This window comes from Pseudovibrio sp. Tun.PSC04-5.I4 (assembly GCF_900104145.1).
GTDB lineage: Bacteria > Pseudomonadota > Alphaproteobacteria > Rhizobiales > Stappiaceae > Pseudovibrio.
This window is the reverse complement of record NZ_FNLB01000007.1, coordinates 1-14,242: the sequence shown is the minus strand read 5'-3', so window position 1 is coordinate 14,242 and position 14,242 is coordinate 1. Positions and strand designations below refer to the sequence as shown.

The window sequence follows — 14,242 nt, the reverse complement described above, 5'->3', positions numbered from 1 at the left end:
GGTAACCGTCCGCTCAAGGCGCCAAGGTTTGGGCTTGCCGCTGTGATTTTGCGTCCAGCTTCCAGTTCCATGGCAGGAGCTCGTGGAGGCGGTTGATCATGTGATCGTTGATGCGCTCGAGGATGTCGGTCAGATAGATTTGTGGGTTAAGGCCATTCATCTTTGCAGTTTCAATCAGCGTCATGGCGTCGGCTAGAGTTTCTCCGCCCGCCATTGATCCAGCAAATAAGAAGTTCTTACGGCCCAGAGCAATAGGTCTGACTGCGCGCTCAGCAGCGTTGTTATCGATCGCGACACGGCCCTCGTCGAGGAACAGGGTGAAGGCGTGCCAGCGGGAAAGGCCATAGCGGATAGCTCTGGCAAGGTTGGATTTGCCTGAGACGCGAGTAAGTTGAGCTTCACACCAGGCCTTGAAGGCCTGAGCGATGGGTTTACTGTGCTTCTGCCGTACCTCATGCCGCTGGTCTGGTGGTTTTCCGCTGATCTGGCGCTCGATGTCATAAAGCTTACCAATCTGTTCTAACGCGTATCTGGCCAGTTCTGATTTGGTGGCGGTGAAGATATCATGGAAGTCGCGACGCCAATGTGCCCAGCAGGCGGCTTCCTTTATCTTGCCCACCTCGTAAAGCTGCCTGTAGCCGGCATAGGCATCGGCCTGCAGGATTCCGGAGAACTCTTTAAGGTGATCCACCGGGTTTACGGCCTTGCGATCGGCTGAGAACCAATAGGCCGCGATAGGCGGGGCTTCTCCTGCGAAGGGACGATCATCGCGTACATAGGTCCAGATCCGGCCCTGCCTTGAAGCTTTGCCGGGACCGCTCGCCGCCTTGAACTGACGCCCCAGTACATCAATGGGTGTGTCATCGGTGTGTAGGCGATCTGAGAGCATCACCTCAGCTTTAAGCAGTTCGGTTAGCGGGGCCAGCGTTTTCATGGCAAGCCCGCACCAGTCCGACAAAGTAGAGCGGGGAATATCAATGCCGTGCCGGGCAAGGATCTCGTTTTGACGGTATAGCGGCAAATGATCATCGAACTTGGAGACCAGAATATGCGCCAGTAAGCTGGCTCCGGCACTGGATTTTTCAATAGGCCGGGTTGGCGCTGGAGCTTGCACGATTTTCTCGCACACCCGACAGGATTTCTTGGGCCTTGCTGTTTCAATCACCTTCAGTTTTGCGGTGATGAACTCCACCAGCTCAGATACATCCTCCCCGATGAGCCGCAGCTTGCCACCACACTCGGGGCACGCTTCTGGTGATTGCAGAGTAACGCGCTCGCGGTCCACATCGCTGCTCACCCGAGGTTTGCCGCGGGTTGGTTTGGGTGGTTTTTCAAGTGCGGAGGTGGCCAGTTCGGGCACGGGTAACCGCTCACCTTCCGGCTCCTGGCATGGGTGGGCAACCTCCAGGTTTTCCAACGCCAGTTCAAGCTGCGCAATCTCGCGGTCGATCTTTTCTGAAGATGCGCCAAAGCGTTGCCTGCGCAACTTAGCCAAAGCTTGTTTGAGTGATGCAATCAGAACCAGATGGGCTTGCTCATTAGCTTGTAAACTCTCAACCTTACCGCTTAAAGCTTCAATCTCACTTTGGGCGGACAACAGCAATGCCTTGAGCAAAGCAGGGTCATTAGGAAGGGGGTTAAGAGATTGGTTCATATGGGTATTTTACCTCATATATCTCCGATATCAAAGCAATGCCTTATTCAAAACCAAAGATATTCACCCCATTCGAGCGGGCGGAGCTCCCCAGCTTGGGCGTCTCCAGTCCATCCCTTCCCACAGCATGGCCAGCTGTGCTGAGGTCAATCTGGCTGAGCCATCGACTGGTGAAGGCCACGGGAACCGGCCCTTTTCCAGTACCTTGTAGTAAAGGCAAAAACCCTGACCATCCCAATAGAGCAGTTTGATCCGGTCGCCGCGCCGCCCGCGAAACGCAAACACGGCGCCATTTGCAGGGCGCTGGCGTAATTCCGTCTCCGCCAAAGCGGTCAGACCCGCAATGCCCTTGCGCATATCCGTCACACCGCACGCAAGATAAACCCGCACACCTGTTCCCGGGCCGATCATGTCGCTTCCACCAGCGCAATAAACCGGCGAACCTGCGCATCACTTAAGTCACTGGAAACCCTCAGGCTGCGACCGTTCCCGAGCCCAACCTCAATAACAACTGGTCCTGATGGTTCAGGATCAGTAACAACAACAGGCACAAGAAGGGGACCCTGCGGGTCTTCGCTTGTGTTGCTGTCGCCGTACTTAGCCATCCATCGCTTCAGCAAGCACCGGCTGACACCATGGCTCTGCGCAACACCGAACAGCGTTGCTCCATCAACCCCAACTTGCGCGGTGATTGCCGCCTTTTCTACCCGTGTCCACGACCGCCGTGGCTTCGATCCTTCCAACAATGACTTACCTCCTCAGCTAGAACTGAAGAAGAAAATACTCAATCAAATGCAATCAAGTAAGACGGTCATGAGCGGACGGTTACCTTCATGCCGCAGGTCTGGTGGTTTTCCGCTGATCTGACGTTCAATGTCATAAAGCTTACCGATCTGCTCCAGTGCGTATCTGGCCAGTTCTGATTTGGTGGCGGTGAAGATATCATGGAAGTCGCGGCGCCAATGCGCCCAACAGGCGGCTTCTTTAATGTCCCCGCTGTCATAAAGCTGCTTGTAGCCGGCATAGGCATCGGCCTGCAGAATGCCGGAAAACTCTTTGAGGTGGCATCGCGGGTTGTCAGCCTTGCGATTTGCGGAGAACCAATAGGCAGCAATAGGCGGGGCCTCTCCTGCGAAGGGGCGATCATCGCGCACATAGGTCCAGATCCGGCCCTGCCTCGAAGCTTTGCCGGAACCGCTCGCCGCCTTGAACTGGCGACCCAGGACATCAATGGGTGTGTCATCGGTATGCAAGCGATCTGAGAGCATCACCTCAGCTTTAAGCAGTTCGCTCAGCGGAGCCAGCGTTTTCATGGCAAGCCCGCACCAGTCCGACAGAGTAGAGCGGGGAATATCAATGCCATGCCGGGCAAGGATTTCGTTCTGACGGTATAGCGGCAAATGATCATCGAACTTGGAGATCAGAATATGCGCCAGTAAGCTGGCTCCGGCACTGGATTTTTCAATGGGCCGGGTTGGTGCTGGAGCTTGCACGATTTTCTCGCACACCCGGCAGGACGTCTTGGGCCGCGCCGTTTCAATCACCTTTAGCTTTGCGGTGATGAACTCCACCAGCTCAGACACATCCTCCCCGATGAGCCGCAGCTCGCCGCCACACTCGGGGCACGCTTTGGGTGACTGCAGAGTGACCCGCTCGCGTTCCACATCGCTACGCACCCGAGGTTTGCCGCGGGTCGGTTTGGGGGGCTCTTCAAGTGTGGAGGTGGCCAGTTCCGGCACGGGCAACTGCTCATCTTCCGGCTCCTGGCATGGGTGGGCAGTCTCCAGGTTTTCCAGCGCCAGTTCAAGCTGGGCAATCTCGCGGTCGATCTTTTCTGAAGATGCGCCAAAGCGTTGCCTGCGCAACTTGGCCAAAGCTTGTTTGAACCATGTGATCAGAACCAGATGGGCCTGCTCATTGGCTTGTAAACTCTCAACCTTTCCCTGCAACGCCAGCACCATGGCCTTGAGTAAAACTGGATCATCAGGAAGGGAGTTAAGAGACTGGTTCATATGGGTATTTTACCTCATATATCTCCAATATCAAAGTAATACCCCATTCAAAACCCAAGATATTCACCCCATTCGAGCGGGCGGAGCTCCCCAACTGGGGCGTCTCCAGTCCATCCCTTCCCACAGCATGGCCAGCTGTGCTGAGGTAAGTCGGGCTGAGCCATCGACTGGTGAAGGCCACGGGAACCGGCCCTTTTCCAGCACCTTGTAGTAAAGGCAAAATCCCTGACCATCCCAGTAAAGCAACTTGATCCGGTCGCCGCGCCGACCGCGAAACGCAAACACGGCGCCATTTGCAGGGCGCTGGCGTAATTCCGTCTCCGCCAAAGCGGCCAGACCCGCAATGCCCTTGCGCATATCCGTCACACCGCACGCAAGATAAACCCGCACACCTGTTCCCGGCCCGATCATGTCGCTTCCACCAGCCCAATAAACCGGCGAACCTGCGCATCACTTAAGTCACTGGAAACCCTCAGGCTGCGACCGTTCCCGAGCCCAACCTCAATAACGGCGGGTCCTGAAGGCTCAGGATCAGTAACAACAACAGGCACAAAAATGGGAGCCTTCGTGTTTTCACTTGTGTTGCTCTCGCAGTACTGAGCCATCCATCGTTTCAGCAAGTACCGGCCGACACCATGGCTCTGCGCAACATCAAACAGCGTTGCTCCATCAACCCCAACTTGCGCAGTGATTGCCGCCTTTTCTACCCGTGTCCACGACCGCCGTGGCCTCGATTCATCCAACAATGACTTGCCTCCTCAGCTAAAACTGAAGAAGAAAATACTCAATCAAATGCAACCAAGTAAGGCGGTACTGAGCGGACGGTTACGATGCGGGCAAGGACATCTGTGAGATATTCCTGCGGGTTGAGACCATTGAGTTTGGCGGTTTCAATCAACGTCATGGCGTCTGCCAGAGTTTCTCCGCCGGCCATTGATCCGGCAAATAAGAAGTTTTTACGGCCCAATGCAATAGGTCTGACTGCGCGCTCAGCCGCATTGTTGTCGATCGCGACGCGACCCTCGTCGAGGAACAAGGTGAAGGCGTGCCAACGGGAGAGGCCATAACGGATGGCTTTGGCCAGCGGTGATTTGCCTGAGATGCGGGTAAGCTGAGCCTCGCACCAGGCCTTGAAGGCCTGAGCGATGGGTTTACTGTGCTTCTGCCTCACCTCATGCCGCAGGTCTGGTGGTTTTCCGCTGATCTGACGTTCAATGTCATAAAGCTTACCGATCTGCTCCAGTGCGTATCTGGCCAGTTCTGATTTGGTGGCGGTGAAGATATCATGGAAGTCGCGGCGCCAATGCGCCCAACAGGCGGCTTCTTTAATGTCCCCGCTGTCATAAAGCTGCTTGTAGCCGGCATAGGCATCGGCCTGCAGAATGCCGGAAAACTCTTTGAGGTGGCATCGCGGGTTGTCAGCCTTGCGATTTGCGGAGAACCAATAGGCAGCAATAGGCGGGGCCTCTCCTGCGAAGGGGCGATCATCGCGCACATAGGTCCAGATCCGGCCCTGCCTCGAAGCTTTGCCGGAACCGCTCGCCGCCTTGAACTGGCGACCCAGGACATCAATGGGTGTGTCATCGGTATGCAAGCGATCTGAGAGCATCACCTCAGCTTTAAGCAGTTCGCTCAGCGGAGCCAGCGTTTTCATGGCAAGCCCGCACCAGTCCGACAGAGTAGAGCGGGGAATATCAATGCCATGCCGGGCAAGGATTTCGTTCTGACGGTATAGCGGCAAATGATCATCGAACTTGGAGACCAGAATATGCGCCAGTAAGCTGGCTCCGGCACTGGATTTTTCAATGGGCCGGGTTGGTGCTGGAGCTTGCACGATTTTCTCGCACACCCGGCAGGACGTCTTGGGCCGCGCCGTTTCAATCACCTTTAGCTTTGCGGTGATGAACTCCACCAGCTCAGACACATCCTCCCCGATGAGCCGCAGCTCGCCGCCACACTCGGGGCACGCTTTGGGTGACTGCAGAGTGACCCGCTCGCGTTCCACATCGCTACGCACCCGAGGTTTGCCGCGGGTCGGTTTGGGGGGCTCTTCAAGTGTGGAGGTGGCCAGTTCCGGCACGGGCAACTGCTCATCTTCCGGCTCCTGGCATGGGTGGGCAGTCTCCAGGTTTTCCAGCGCCAGTTCAAGCTGGGCAATCTCGCGGTCGATCTTTTCTGAAGATGCGCCAAAGCGTTGCCTGCGCAACTTGGCCAAAGCTTGTTTGAACCATGTGATCAGAACCAGATGGGCCTGCTCATTGGCTTGTAAACTCTCAACCTTTCCCTGCAACGCCAGCACCATGGCCTTGAGTAAAACTGGATCATCAGGAAGGGAGTTAAGAGACTGGTTCATATGGGTATTTTACCTCATATATCTCCAATATCAAAGTAATACCCCATTCAAAACCCAAGATATTCACCCCATTCGAGCGGGCGGAGCTCCCCAACTGGGGCGTCTCCAGTCCATCCCTTCCCACAGCATGGCCAGCTGTGCTGAGGTAAGTCGGGCTGAGCCATCGACTGGTGAAGGCCACGGGAACCGGCCCTTTTCCAGCACCTTGTAGTAAAGGCAAAATCCCTGACCATCCCAGTAAAGCAACTTGATCCGGTCGCCGCGCCGACCGCGAAACGCAAACACGGCGCCATTTGCAGGGCGCTGGCGTAATTCCGTCTCCGCCAAAGCGGCCAGACCCGCAATGCCCTTGCGCATATCCGTCACACCGCACGCAAGATAAACCCGCACACCTGTTCCCGGCCCGATCATGTCGCTTCCACCAGCCCAATAAACCGGCGAACCTGCGCATCACTTAAGTCACTGGAAACCCTCAGGCTGCGACCGTTCCCGAGCCCAACCTCAATAACGGCGGGTCCTGAAGGCTCAGGATCAGTAACAACAACAGGCACAAAAATGGGAGCCTTCGTGTTTTCACTTGTGTTGCTCTCGCAGTACTGAGCCATCCATCGTTTCAGCAAGTACCGGCCGACACCATGGCTCTGCGCAACATCAAACAGCGTTGCTCCATCAACCCCAACTTGCGCAGTGATTGCCGCCTTTTCTACCCGTGTCCACGACCGCCGTGGCCTCGATTCATCCAACAATGACTTGCCTCCTCAGCTAAAACTGAAGAAGAAAATACTCAATCAAATGCAACCAAGTAAGGCGGTACTGAGCGGACGGTTACGATGCGGGCAAGGACATCTGTGAGATATTCCTGCGGGTTGAGACCATTGAGTTTGGCGGTTTCAATCAACGTCATGGCGTCTGCCAGAGTTTCTCCGCCGGCCATTGATCCGGCAAATAAGAAGTTTTTACGGCCCAATGCAATAGGTCTGACTGCGCGCTCAGCCGCATTGTTGTCGATCGCGACGCGACCCTCGTCGAGGAACAAGGTGAAGGCGTGCCAACGGGAGAGGCCATAACGGATGGCTTTGGCCAGCGGTGATTTGCCTGAGATGCGGGTAAGCTGAGCCTCGCACCAGGCCTTGAAGGCCTGAGCGATGGGTTTACTGTGCTTCTGCCTCACCTCATGCCGCAGGTCTGGTGGTTTTCCGCTGATCTGACGTTCAATGTCATAAAGCTTACCGATCTGCTCCAGTGCGTATCTGGCCAGTTCTGATTTGGTGGCGGTGAAGATATCATGGAAGTCGCGGCGCCAATGCGCCCAACAGGCGGCTTCTTTAATGTCCCCGCTGTCATAAAGCTGCTTGTAGCCGGCATAGGCATCGGCCTGCAGAATGCCGGAAAACTCTTTGAGGTGGCATCGCGGGTTGTCAGCCTTGCGATTTGCGGAGAACCAATAGGCAGCAATAGGCGGGGCCTCTCCTGCGAAGGGGCGATCATCGCGCACATAGGTCCAGATCCGGCCCTGCCTCGAAGCTTTGCCGGAACCGCTCGCCGCCTTGAACTGGCGACCCAGGACATCAATGGGTGTGTCATCGGTATGCAAGCGATCTGAGAGCATCACCTCAGCTTTAAGCAGTTCGCTCAGCGGAGCCAGCGTTTTCATGGCAAGCCCGCACCAGTCCGACAGAGTAGAGCGGGGAATATCAATGCCATGCCGGGCAAGGATTTCGTTCTGACGGTATAGCGGCAAATGATCATCGAACTTGGAGATCAGAATATGCGCCAGTAAGCTGGCTCCGGCACTGGATTTTTCAATGGGCCGGGTTGGTGCTGGAGCTTGCACGATTTTCTCGCACACCCGGCAGGACGTCTTGGGCCGCGCCGTTTCAATCACCTTTAGCTTTGCGGTGATGAACTCCACCAGCTCAGACACATCCTCCCCGATGAGCCGCAGCTCGCCGCCACACTCGGGGCACGCTTTGGGTGACTGCAGAGTGACCCGCTCGCGTTCCACATCGCTACGCACCCGAGGTTTGCCGCGGGTCGGTTTGGGGGGCTCTTCAAGTGTGGAGGTGGCCAGTTCCGGCACGGGCAACTGCTCATCTTCCGGCTCCTGGCACGGAGGGCCCGGGGTCTTTGCGCCGCTCGACGCCAAGGCAACCCGGGCAGCCTCAGTCAGCCAAGTCCGATCAGCAATTAAGCGTAAGAGGCGATCAAATCTTCTGGTTCGCTCGTCCTGCGCCCATTTCGCAAGCTTGTGTTGCATGTCGCTGATTATCAAAGGTCTTCACCTCGTTGTGGTCAGTTAATGTGCAGCCCTAAGCAGCTTGAACTGTTCCCCTTCGCCATGTGACAGGCTTTCCCTATCCCGGACTACTACGGGAACTCCGCCAGCGTGGCCGTCATCGGGGTGAACTCCCTTGCGAGTATTAAATATACCAACCTCATTCGGCACACGCCTTCCCTCGTTCCTATGTTGGACTTAAAGCGTATTGGTTAGGCTGCCGGCCGTAGTCTTTTCCCTTGCGTCCCGCAAGTCGGCATCGGCCATCGCCAACAAACTGCATAAGTTGACGACACCCTCGAAAGCGTTTCTGGAGTACGCTGTCGGTTTGCGCGCTTCCGGTCATGAAATCCATGGCGCGACCGATGTTCCGCCTGTTAAGCCATGTAGGCGGAGGCTACAATTCAGCCCCTCAGATACGGTTTAGCCGGTTCGTGTTCCTCAACCTTCCAATACTCAGCCTGAAGATGGGTCTTGACTTAATGGCTTCGTCGCACATCTCTTTATCCCACGGGCTACGTCACCTTGCCAGTTCACGACAAATCACCGCCGCTTCGGCTCTCGCCCTTTCGCAGTAAAGGACGGTCTGTTAAAGGAAACCCCTCCTTTCACTAGAATTCCAAACATAAGCGCCCCGGTCGAAACCAGGTTCGAGGCGCACCCAGCACCTTGTAGTAGGCCCAATGGGCACATAGCTGCATATTTGGCCATCTTGAGGAACAAGTGCTGAACATCACTATTTAAGACATGTTTGCTCGCCAAAGTGACTTTTTCTTCAAGTTAGGAAAGAGTTGCAATGGATCAGACTTTTAGTCTTACGTGGGGACTGTCATTCGACGACCTCACTTTCATCAATGGCTACAATACGCGGACCCGCCTCGGCGTTGCACTCCAACTCAAACACCTTCAGCACTTTGGTTACTTTGCAGATGAAGATATTCAGGTTGGCGAAGAAGTTTTAAACTATCTGAGTGATCAGCTCGGTGGTAATCGGCCTGTCACATTTGACTATGACTTTCAAAGCCGTTCCGCGCGTCGCCACATGATGGAAATTATACAGTTTCTCGATTTTGAGCGGATGTCGGATAGGCATAGAACTCTGCTAGCACACTGGCTACGACGCGAACATTGTGGTCACGCCAATGGTGTTGAAGACCTGATTTCAATTGCCTACCAGTGGTGTCTTGAGAAGAAGGTGTTTGCGCCCTCCCAAAAGATCATTGAACGTGTTGCTCGTTCTGCACGCCGTGAGTTTCAGAAAGAGTTACTGCAAAAAATTGTCAGTCAACTTTCTCAGGAAGCCATTGTAAAGATGGAAACCTCATTGGTGGAGCCGGATGCTTCCACCGGATTTTCGCGCCTGAAAGATGATATCGGTGGGGCTACGCTGGACAACATTCTGGCCGCAATTGAACGCCTTCAGTTTGTTGAGGGCTTACAGCTTCCAGAACATTTTCTTAAGGAGGTTGAGTGCTCCTTCATTGACCGGATCGTGCGACGGGTGAGTGCAGAAACGGCTTCGCAGATGCGTAGACACAGCGTTGAGCGCCGATTAGGCCTGTTCGCACTTTATCTGATAGTCCGCAAGTCCCAGATGATTGATCGGGTGATTGACCTTCTGGTGGAACAGATCCACCGGATCAATGTAAAATCAAAGCGCAAGGTGATTAAGGATATTAGCCGTGAAATCGAGAAGGTTCATGGCAAGGAGCGCTTGCTGGCAGAGATTGCCATGGCCTCCATGGAACACCCGGAGGGGCGGATCTGTGATGTGATCTATCCGGTCGCCGGGCAGCAGAAACTATCAGCGATTGTCAAAGAGTATCGCTCAAAAGGAACTCTGGATCGTCAAATTCAGTTTGTGATGCGTGGGTCATATGCCTCACATTATCGCCGTATGCTACCACTGCTTCTTTCTGTCCTGGAATTCAGATCCAACAACGCAGCTTGGCGTCCTGTGCTGGAGGGGCTGACCTGTATTACGAAACTGCAGAAGGCAGGTAAGCGGTTTGTTTCTGAGGATGATGTTCCGGTGGAGGCCATTCCAACTAAATGGCGTGGCAGCGTGATTGATGACAAAGGCCGCGTGAATGTGATTTCCTTTGAGCTGTGCCTCCTGACCCAGTTGCGTGAGCGAATTCGTGCCAAGGAAATCTGGGTAGTGGGAGCAGATCGTTATCGAAATCCGGATGAAGACCTGCCAAAGGATTTTGCCGAGCGCCGCGACACATATTATGCGGGACTGAAGCTGACACGAGATGCAGAAGCATTTGTGTCTGAGGTCAGAAAGACATTGGAGGATGAGCTACGTCAGCTCAATTCGTCCCTGCCTCGCAATGACAAGATCAGGCTCCGTTGGACCGGCAAGAACCGGATCTCTGTCAGTCCGTTTGAACCTGCGCCGGAACCCAAAGGACTGGTCTCTTTAAAAGCGGAAATCACTCGTCAATGGCCGATGACGGGACTATTGGATACGCTTAAGGAAGCTGCCCTTGGAACGGGATACTTGGACCGCTTTGAAACCTCTGCAAGTCGTGAGGTGCTAGCTTCAGATGTGCGTGACCGACGACTGTTACTTTGCCTTTACGGTCTTGGCACAAACGCAGGCCTCAAACGTATTGCCGGTGGTCTTGCCGATGTCAGCTACGAAGAGTTGCTGCATGTGCGCCGCAATTATATTTATCCTGCCGCTTTAAGGGCTGCCTGCGCGCGCGTAACTGATGCAACCTTGGCAATCCGCAACCCCGCTATTTGGGGGGAAGCCGGGACAGCTTGTGCAGCAGACAGCACAAAGTTTGGAGCCTGGGATAGGAACCTCATGAGCGAATGGCATGCTCGTTACGGCGGCAGAGGTGTAATGATCTACTGGCATGTGGAACGGCAGGCAACCTGTATCTATTCTCAGCTAAAACGCTGTTCATCCTCTGAAGTTGCTGCCATGATTGAGGGTGTTTTGCGTCATTGCACCGACATGGAGATCCAGCGTCAGTATGTGGACAGCCATGGCCAAAGCGTTGTCGGCTTTGCGTTTTGTCACTTGCTTGGGTTTGAGCTTGCCCCACGCCTTAAGGCGATCAGTCGGCAAAAACTGGCATTGCCTTCAAACACTATGCGCAGTGAGCTTAGCAACCTGCTGCCGATCCTGTCCAGTGCCATCAATTGGGAGGAGATTGCCCGCCAATATGACGAAATGGTCAAGTACGCCGCAGCCATGCAGCACAGAACCGCAGATCCGGAAGCAATTTTACGCCGCTTTGCCCGCTCCGAAGTCATGCACCCAACCTATAAAGCGCTGACTGAACTGGGCCGAGCCATCAAGACGATCTTCTTGTGTCGGTATTTGCGCTCGGAGAATTATCGCCGTGAAATCAACGAAGGGCTCAATGTCGTAGAGAACTGGAACAGCGCCAACGGCTTTGTGTTCTTCGGCAAGGGCGGGGAGATTGCTAGTAACCGCATTGAAGATCAGGAGATCTCGGCCTTGTCTCTGCACTTGTTGCAGGCCTCACTGGTTTACGTCAACACCCGCATGGTGCAATCGGTGCTTTCAGATCCTGTTTGGGCTAGCCGACTTGCCGCAGAAGATTACCGAGGTCTGACACCACTGATATACAGTCACATCAATCCTTATGGCCGTTTTGAGCTTGATTTGGAACAGCGCATTGACTTTGAAAGTCGATTAGTTGCGTAAATGAACGCACTATGGGTATACCCGTGGCTCACACTCTGAAATGAACACAGAGTGAGCCCGGTATCTTGTTCATTTTGGGTTAAATTTGTGTTAGTGAACAGAAATGGCTCATGGCATACCCAAAATGAACAAATTTATGTCTCGCATCGGTTACGCTCGCACCTCTACCACCGATCAGAATCTGGAAGCGCAAGTTCTTGCATTGGAAGCAGCTGGGTGTCATCTGATCCGCTCGGAACAGAAGAGCGGGCTTCTCTCAAAGAGCGTATTGAGTTGCAGACAATCCTGGACTTTATCCATCCGAGCGAAACTCTGGTGGTCACCCGCATTGATCGGCTTGCCCGGTCTATGCATGACCTGCAAGTTATTGCACGGCGCTTGCAAGACAAGGGTGCTCATTTGTTTGCGACTGAGCAGCCTATCGACACCTCAACGGCTGCCGGCAAAGCTTTCTTCGATATGCTCGGTGTCTTTGCAGAGTTCGAAACCAATCTGCGCCGCGAGCGACAAGCAGAAGGCATTGCGGCGGCAAAGACAAGAGGTGCTTACAAAGGCCGCCCGCCACAGATTGATACAAAGAAGATTGAAGTGCGGCTTGCTGCTGGCCAGAGCCCAACGGAGATTGCCCGAGAGCTCGGCGTCTCTCGAGGAACAGTTTACAAGGTAAAGAACCGATGACCAGCCAACGTGAAAAACATGTGCGCATCACACCCCGCCTGAGCGAAACCCTTGAGAAGGAAATGCTGAAAGCCTGTCGTAAAATTGCGGAAACTCATGGGCTGGAAGTTGAGCAAGGTGGGAAGCGTCTCAAATCCAGAGGCGATGCTTTTGAAATGGTGCTGCGGGTAAAGGTTCCGGTGGCAGAGGGCCAGGATGAGGATTTAGACAAAGAACTCTTTGAACTTCTGTGTTCGCGATATGGCTTAAAGAAGGAAAACTACGGCGAGATATTTAGTGATGGGGAAGAGCGTTTCCGCATTGCTGGCCTGGATACTAGGCGTCCCAAATACCCGATCTCAGCGAAACGGATCTCTGATGGGCGACTATTTAAGTTCTCGCCCGAACAGGTTCGCGTGCTGCTTCAATCAATAGCTAAAGTTCGCTGATTGTTCCTCAAGATGGCCAAATATGCAGCTATGTGCCCATAGGGCCTAGTAAAGGCAAAATCCCTGACCATCCCAGTAAAGCAACTTGATCCGGTCGCCGCGCCGACCGCGAAACGCAAACACGGCGCCATTTGCAGGGCGCTGGCGTAATTCCGTCTCCGCCAAAGCGGCCAGACCCGCAATGCCCTTGCGCATATCCGTCACACCGCACGCAAGATAAACCCGCACACCTGTTCCCGGCCCGATCATGTCGCTTCCACCAGCCCAATAAACCGGCGAACCTGCGCATCACTTAAGTCACTGGAAACCCTCAGGCTGCGACCGTTCCCGAGCCCAACCTCAATAACGGCGGGTCCTGAAGGCTCAGGATCAGTAACAACAACAGGCACAAAAATGGGAGCCTTCGTGTTTTCACTTGTGTTGCTCTCGCAGTACTGAGCCATCCATCGCTTCAGCAAGTACCGGCCGACACCATGGCTCTGCGCAACATCAAACAGCGTTGCTCCATCAACCCAACTTGCGCAGTGATTGCCGCCTTTTCTACCCGTGTCCACGACCGCCGTGGCCTCGATTCATCCAACAATGACTTGCCTCCTCAACTAAAACTGAAGAAGAAAATACTCAATCAAACGCAATCAAGTAAGGCGGTCCTGAGCGGACGGTTACAGTTGAAACAATTTCTTCCATCAATCATGTCCATGCGGAGGACCTTCCAAAGTCACTGCCGACATTCGTTATTTTCTCACCAGCGCCGAGGCCTCGCCCGTTGTTCTTGCCGCTGCGATCCGCAATCATTGGGCCATCGAAAGTCTGCACTGGGTGTTGATGTTGGATTTCGCGAGGACGACAGCCGCATTCGCGACCGTAACGCGGCCGCAAATTTAAGTGTTCTGAGGAAAATTTCTATCAATCTCGTCAAAGCCGACACAACCCGCACAGGCAGCATAAAAAGACATCGAAAAACAGCAGGCTGGAATAATGATTATATGCAAAAAATCATAAGCTTATAGTTTCATGCGTTAGCCGTGCTCCTTCCCAATCTCACGGCTGACCCAGATCGTCAAATCACCACGATTACGAAGACTTTCGTTATAGTCACGCCAGTTCGTGACACGATATTTCTTCTTGTCAAATTTGTGACGACGGCTGGC

General features: G+C 54.2%; 13 protein-coding genes and 3 pseudogenes. 3 read left to right on the top strand and 13 right to left on the bottom strand.

The features are described from left to right. Positions 1-13: 13 nt before the first annotated feature. The 10 genes and pseudogenes from BLS62_RS26785 to BLS62_RS26740 all read right to left on the bottom strand — a co-directional run. Positions 14-1,654 (bottom strand): IS66 family transposase, encoded by a 1,641-nt coding sequence (locus BLS62_RS26785; protein WP_093189740.1) that lies wholly within the window; start codon positions 1,652-1,654, stop codon positions 14-16. A 63-nt stretch (positions 1,655-1,717) separates the two neighbouring features. Beyond that, complete coding sequence (tnpB, locus tag BLS62_RS26780; RefSeq protein WP_093189737.1) at positions 1,718-2,065, bottom strand: IS66 family insertion sequence element accessory protein TnpB; 348 nt, start codon at positions 2,063-2,065, stop codon at positions 1,718-1,720. Further along, complete coding sequence (locus BLS62_RS26775; protein WP_093176425.1) at positions 2,062-2,400, bottom strand: transposase; 339 nt, start codon at positions 2,398-2,400, stop codon at positions 2,062-2,064. Before BLS62_RS26775 ends, tnpB (BLS62_RS26780) begins: the two co-directional genes overlap by 4 nt. Positions 2,401-2,442: 42 nt before the next feature. Further along, positions 2,443-3,666, bottom strand: coding sequence for an IS66 family transposase (locus BLS62_RS26770; protein WP_093189733.1), 1,224 nt, complete (start codon positions 3,664-3,666; stop codon positions 2,443-2,445). Positions 3,667-3,729: 63 nt separating this feature from the next. Then, entirely contained in the window at positions 3,730-4,077 is a 348-nt protein-coding gene (gene tnpB, locus BLS62_RS26765; protein WP_093189727.1) for an IS66 family insertion sequence element accessory protein TnpB, read from the bottom strand. Continuing rightward, positions 4,074-4,412, bottom strand: coding sequence for a transposase (locus tag BLS62_RS26760; RefSeq protein WP_093189725.1), 339 nt, complete (start codon positions 4,410-4,412; stop codon positions 4,074-4,076). Before BLS62_RS26760 ends, tnpB (BLS62_RS26765) begins: the two co-directional genes overlap by 4 nt. 38 nt (positions 4,413-4,450) lie before the next feature. Continuing rightward, on the bottom strand, positions 4,451-6,019 hold the full coding sequence (locus tag BLS62_RS26755; protein ID WP_093189730.1) for an IS66 family transposase: 1,569 nt from the start codon (positions 6,017-6,019) through the stop codon (positions 4,451-4,453). A gap of 63 nt (positions 6,020-6,082) precedes the next feature. Next, positions 6,083-6,430 (bottom strand): IS66 family insertion sequence element accessory protein TnpB, encoded by a 348-nt coding sequence (tnpB, locus tag BLS62_RS26750; protein ID WP_093189727.1) that lies wholly within the window; start codon positions 6,428-6,430, stop codon positions 6,083-6,085. Next, on the bottom strand, positions 6,427-6,765 hold the full coding sequence (locus tag BLS62_RS26745; RefSeq protein ID WP_093189725.1) for a transposase: 339 nt from the start codon (positions 6,763-6,765) through the stop codon (positions 6,427-6,429). The genes tnpB (BLS62_RS26750) and BLS62_RS26745 overlap by 4 nt, the downstream gene beginning before the upstream one ends. Before the next feature lie 83 nt (positions 6,766-6,848). Next, positions 6,849-8,078 (bottom strand): annotated as a pseudogene (locus BLS62_RS26740) (IS66 family transposase); the annotation flags it as partial. 1,012 nt (positions 8,079-9,090) lie between these two features. On the opposite strand from BLS62_RS26740, the gene BLS62_RS26730 reads away from it, so the two are divergent. From BLS62_RS26730 to BLS62_RS26720, 3 genes and pseudogenes are all read left to right on the top strand, one after another. Beyond that, positions 9,091-11,985 carry a Tn3 family transposase gene (locus BLS62_RS26730; protein WP_093189717.1) on the top strand — a complete coding sequence of 965 codons (2,895 nt, stop codon included), beginning with the start codon at positions 9,091-9,093 and terminating at the stop codon, positions 11,983-11,985. Positions 11,986-12,121: 136 nt separating this feature from the next. Beyond that, positions 12,122-12,663: pseudogene (locus BLS62_RS26725) on the top strand (recombinase family protein). Then, complete coding sequence (locus tag BLS62_RS26720; protein ID WP_093177126.1) at positions 12,660-13,091, top strand: hypothetical protein; 432 nt, start codon at positions 12,660-12,662, stop codon at positions 13,089-13,091. Before BLS62_RS26725 ends, BLS62_RS26720 begins: the two are co-directional and overlap by 4 nt. 45 nt (positions 13,092-13,136) lie before the next feature. Here the strand turns inward: BLS62_RS26720 and tnpB (BLS62_RS26715) are convergent, their stop codons facing one another. The 3 genes and pseudogenes from tnpB (BLS62_RS26715) to BLS62_RS32320 form a co-directional block, all read right to left on the bottom strand. Then, positions 13,137-13,340: an IS66 family insertion sequence element accessory protein TnpB gene (tnpB, locus tag BLS62_RS26715; RefSeq protein WP_093189716.1), complete on the bottom strand. Its 204-nt coding sequence runs from the start codon at positions 13,338-13,340 to the stop codon at positions 13,137-13,139. Then, positions 13,337-13,645 (bottom strand): hypothetical protein, encoded by a 309-nt coding sequence (locus BLS62_RS26710; protein WP_093189713.1) that lies wholly within the window; start codon positions 13,643-13,645, stop codon positions 13,337-13,339. The genes tnpB (BLS62_RS26715) and BLS62_RS26710 overlap by 4 nt, the downstream gene beginning before the upstream one ends. Before the next feature lie 486 nt (positions 13,646-14,131). Continuing rightward, positions 14,132-14,242, bottom strand: a pseudogene (locus BLS62_RS32320) (IS5/IS1182 family transposase); the annotation flags it as partial.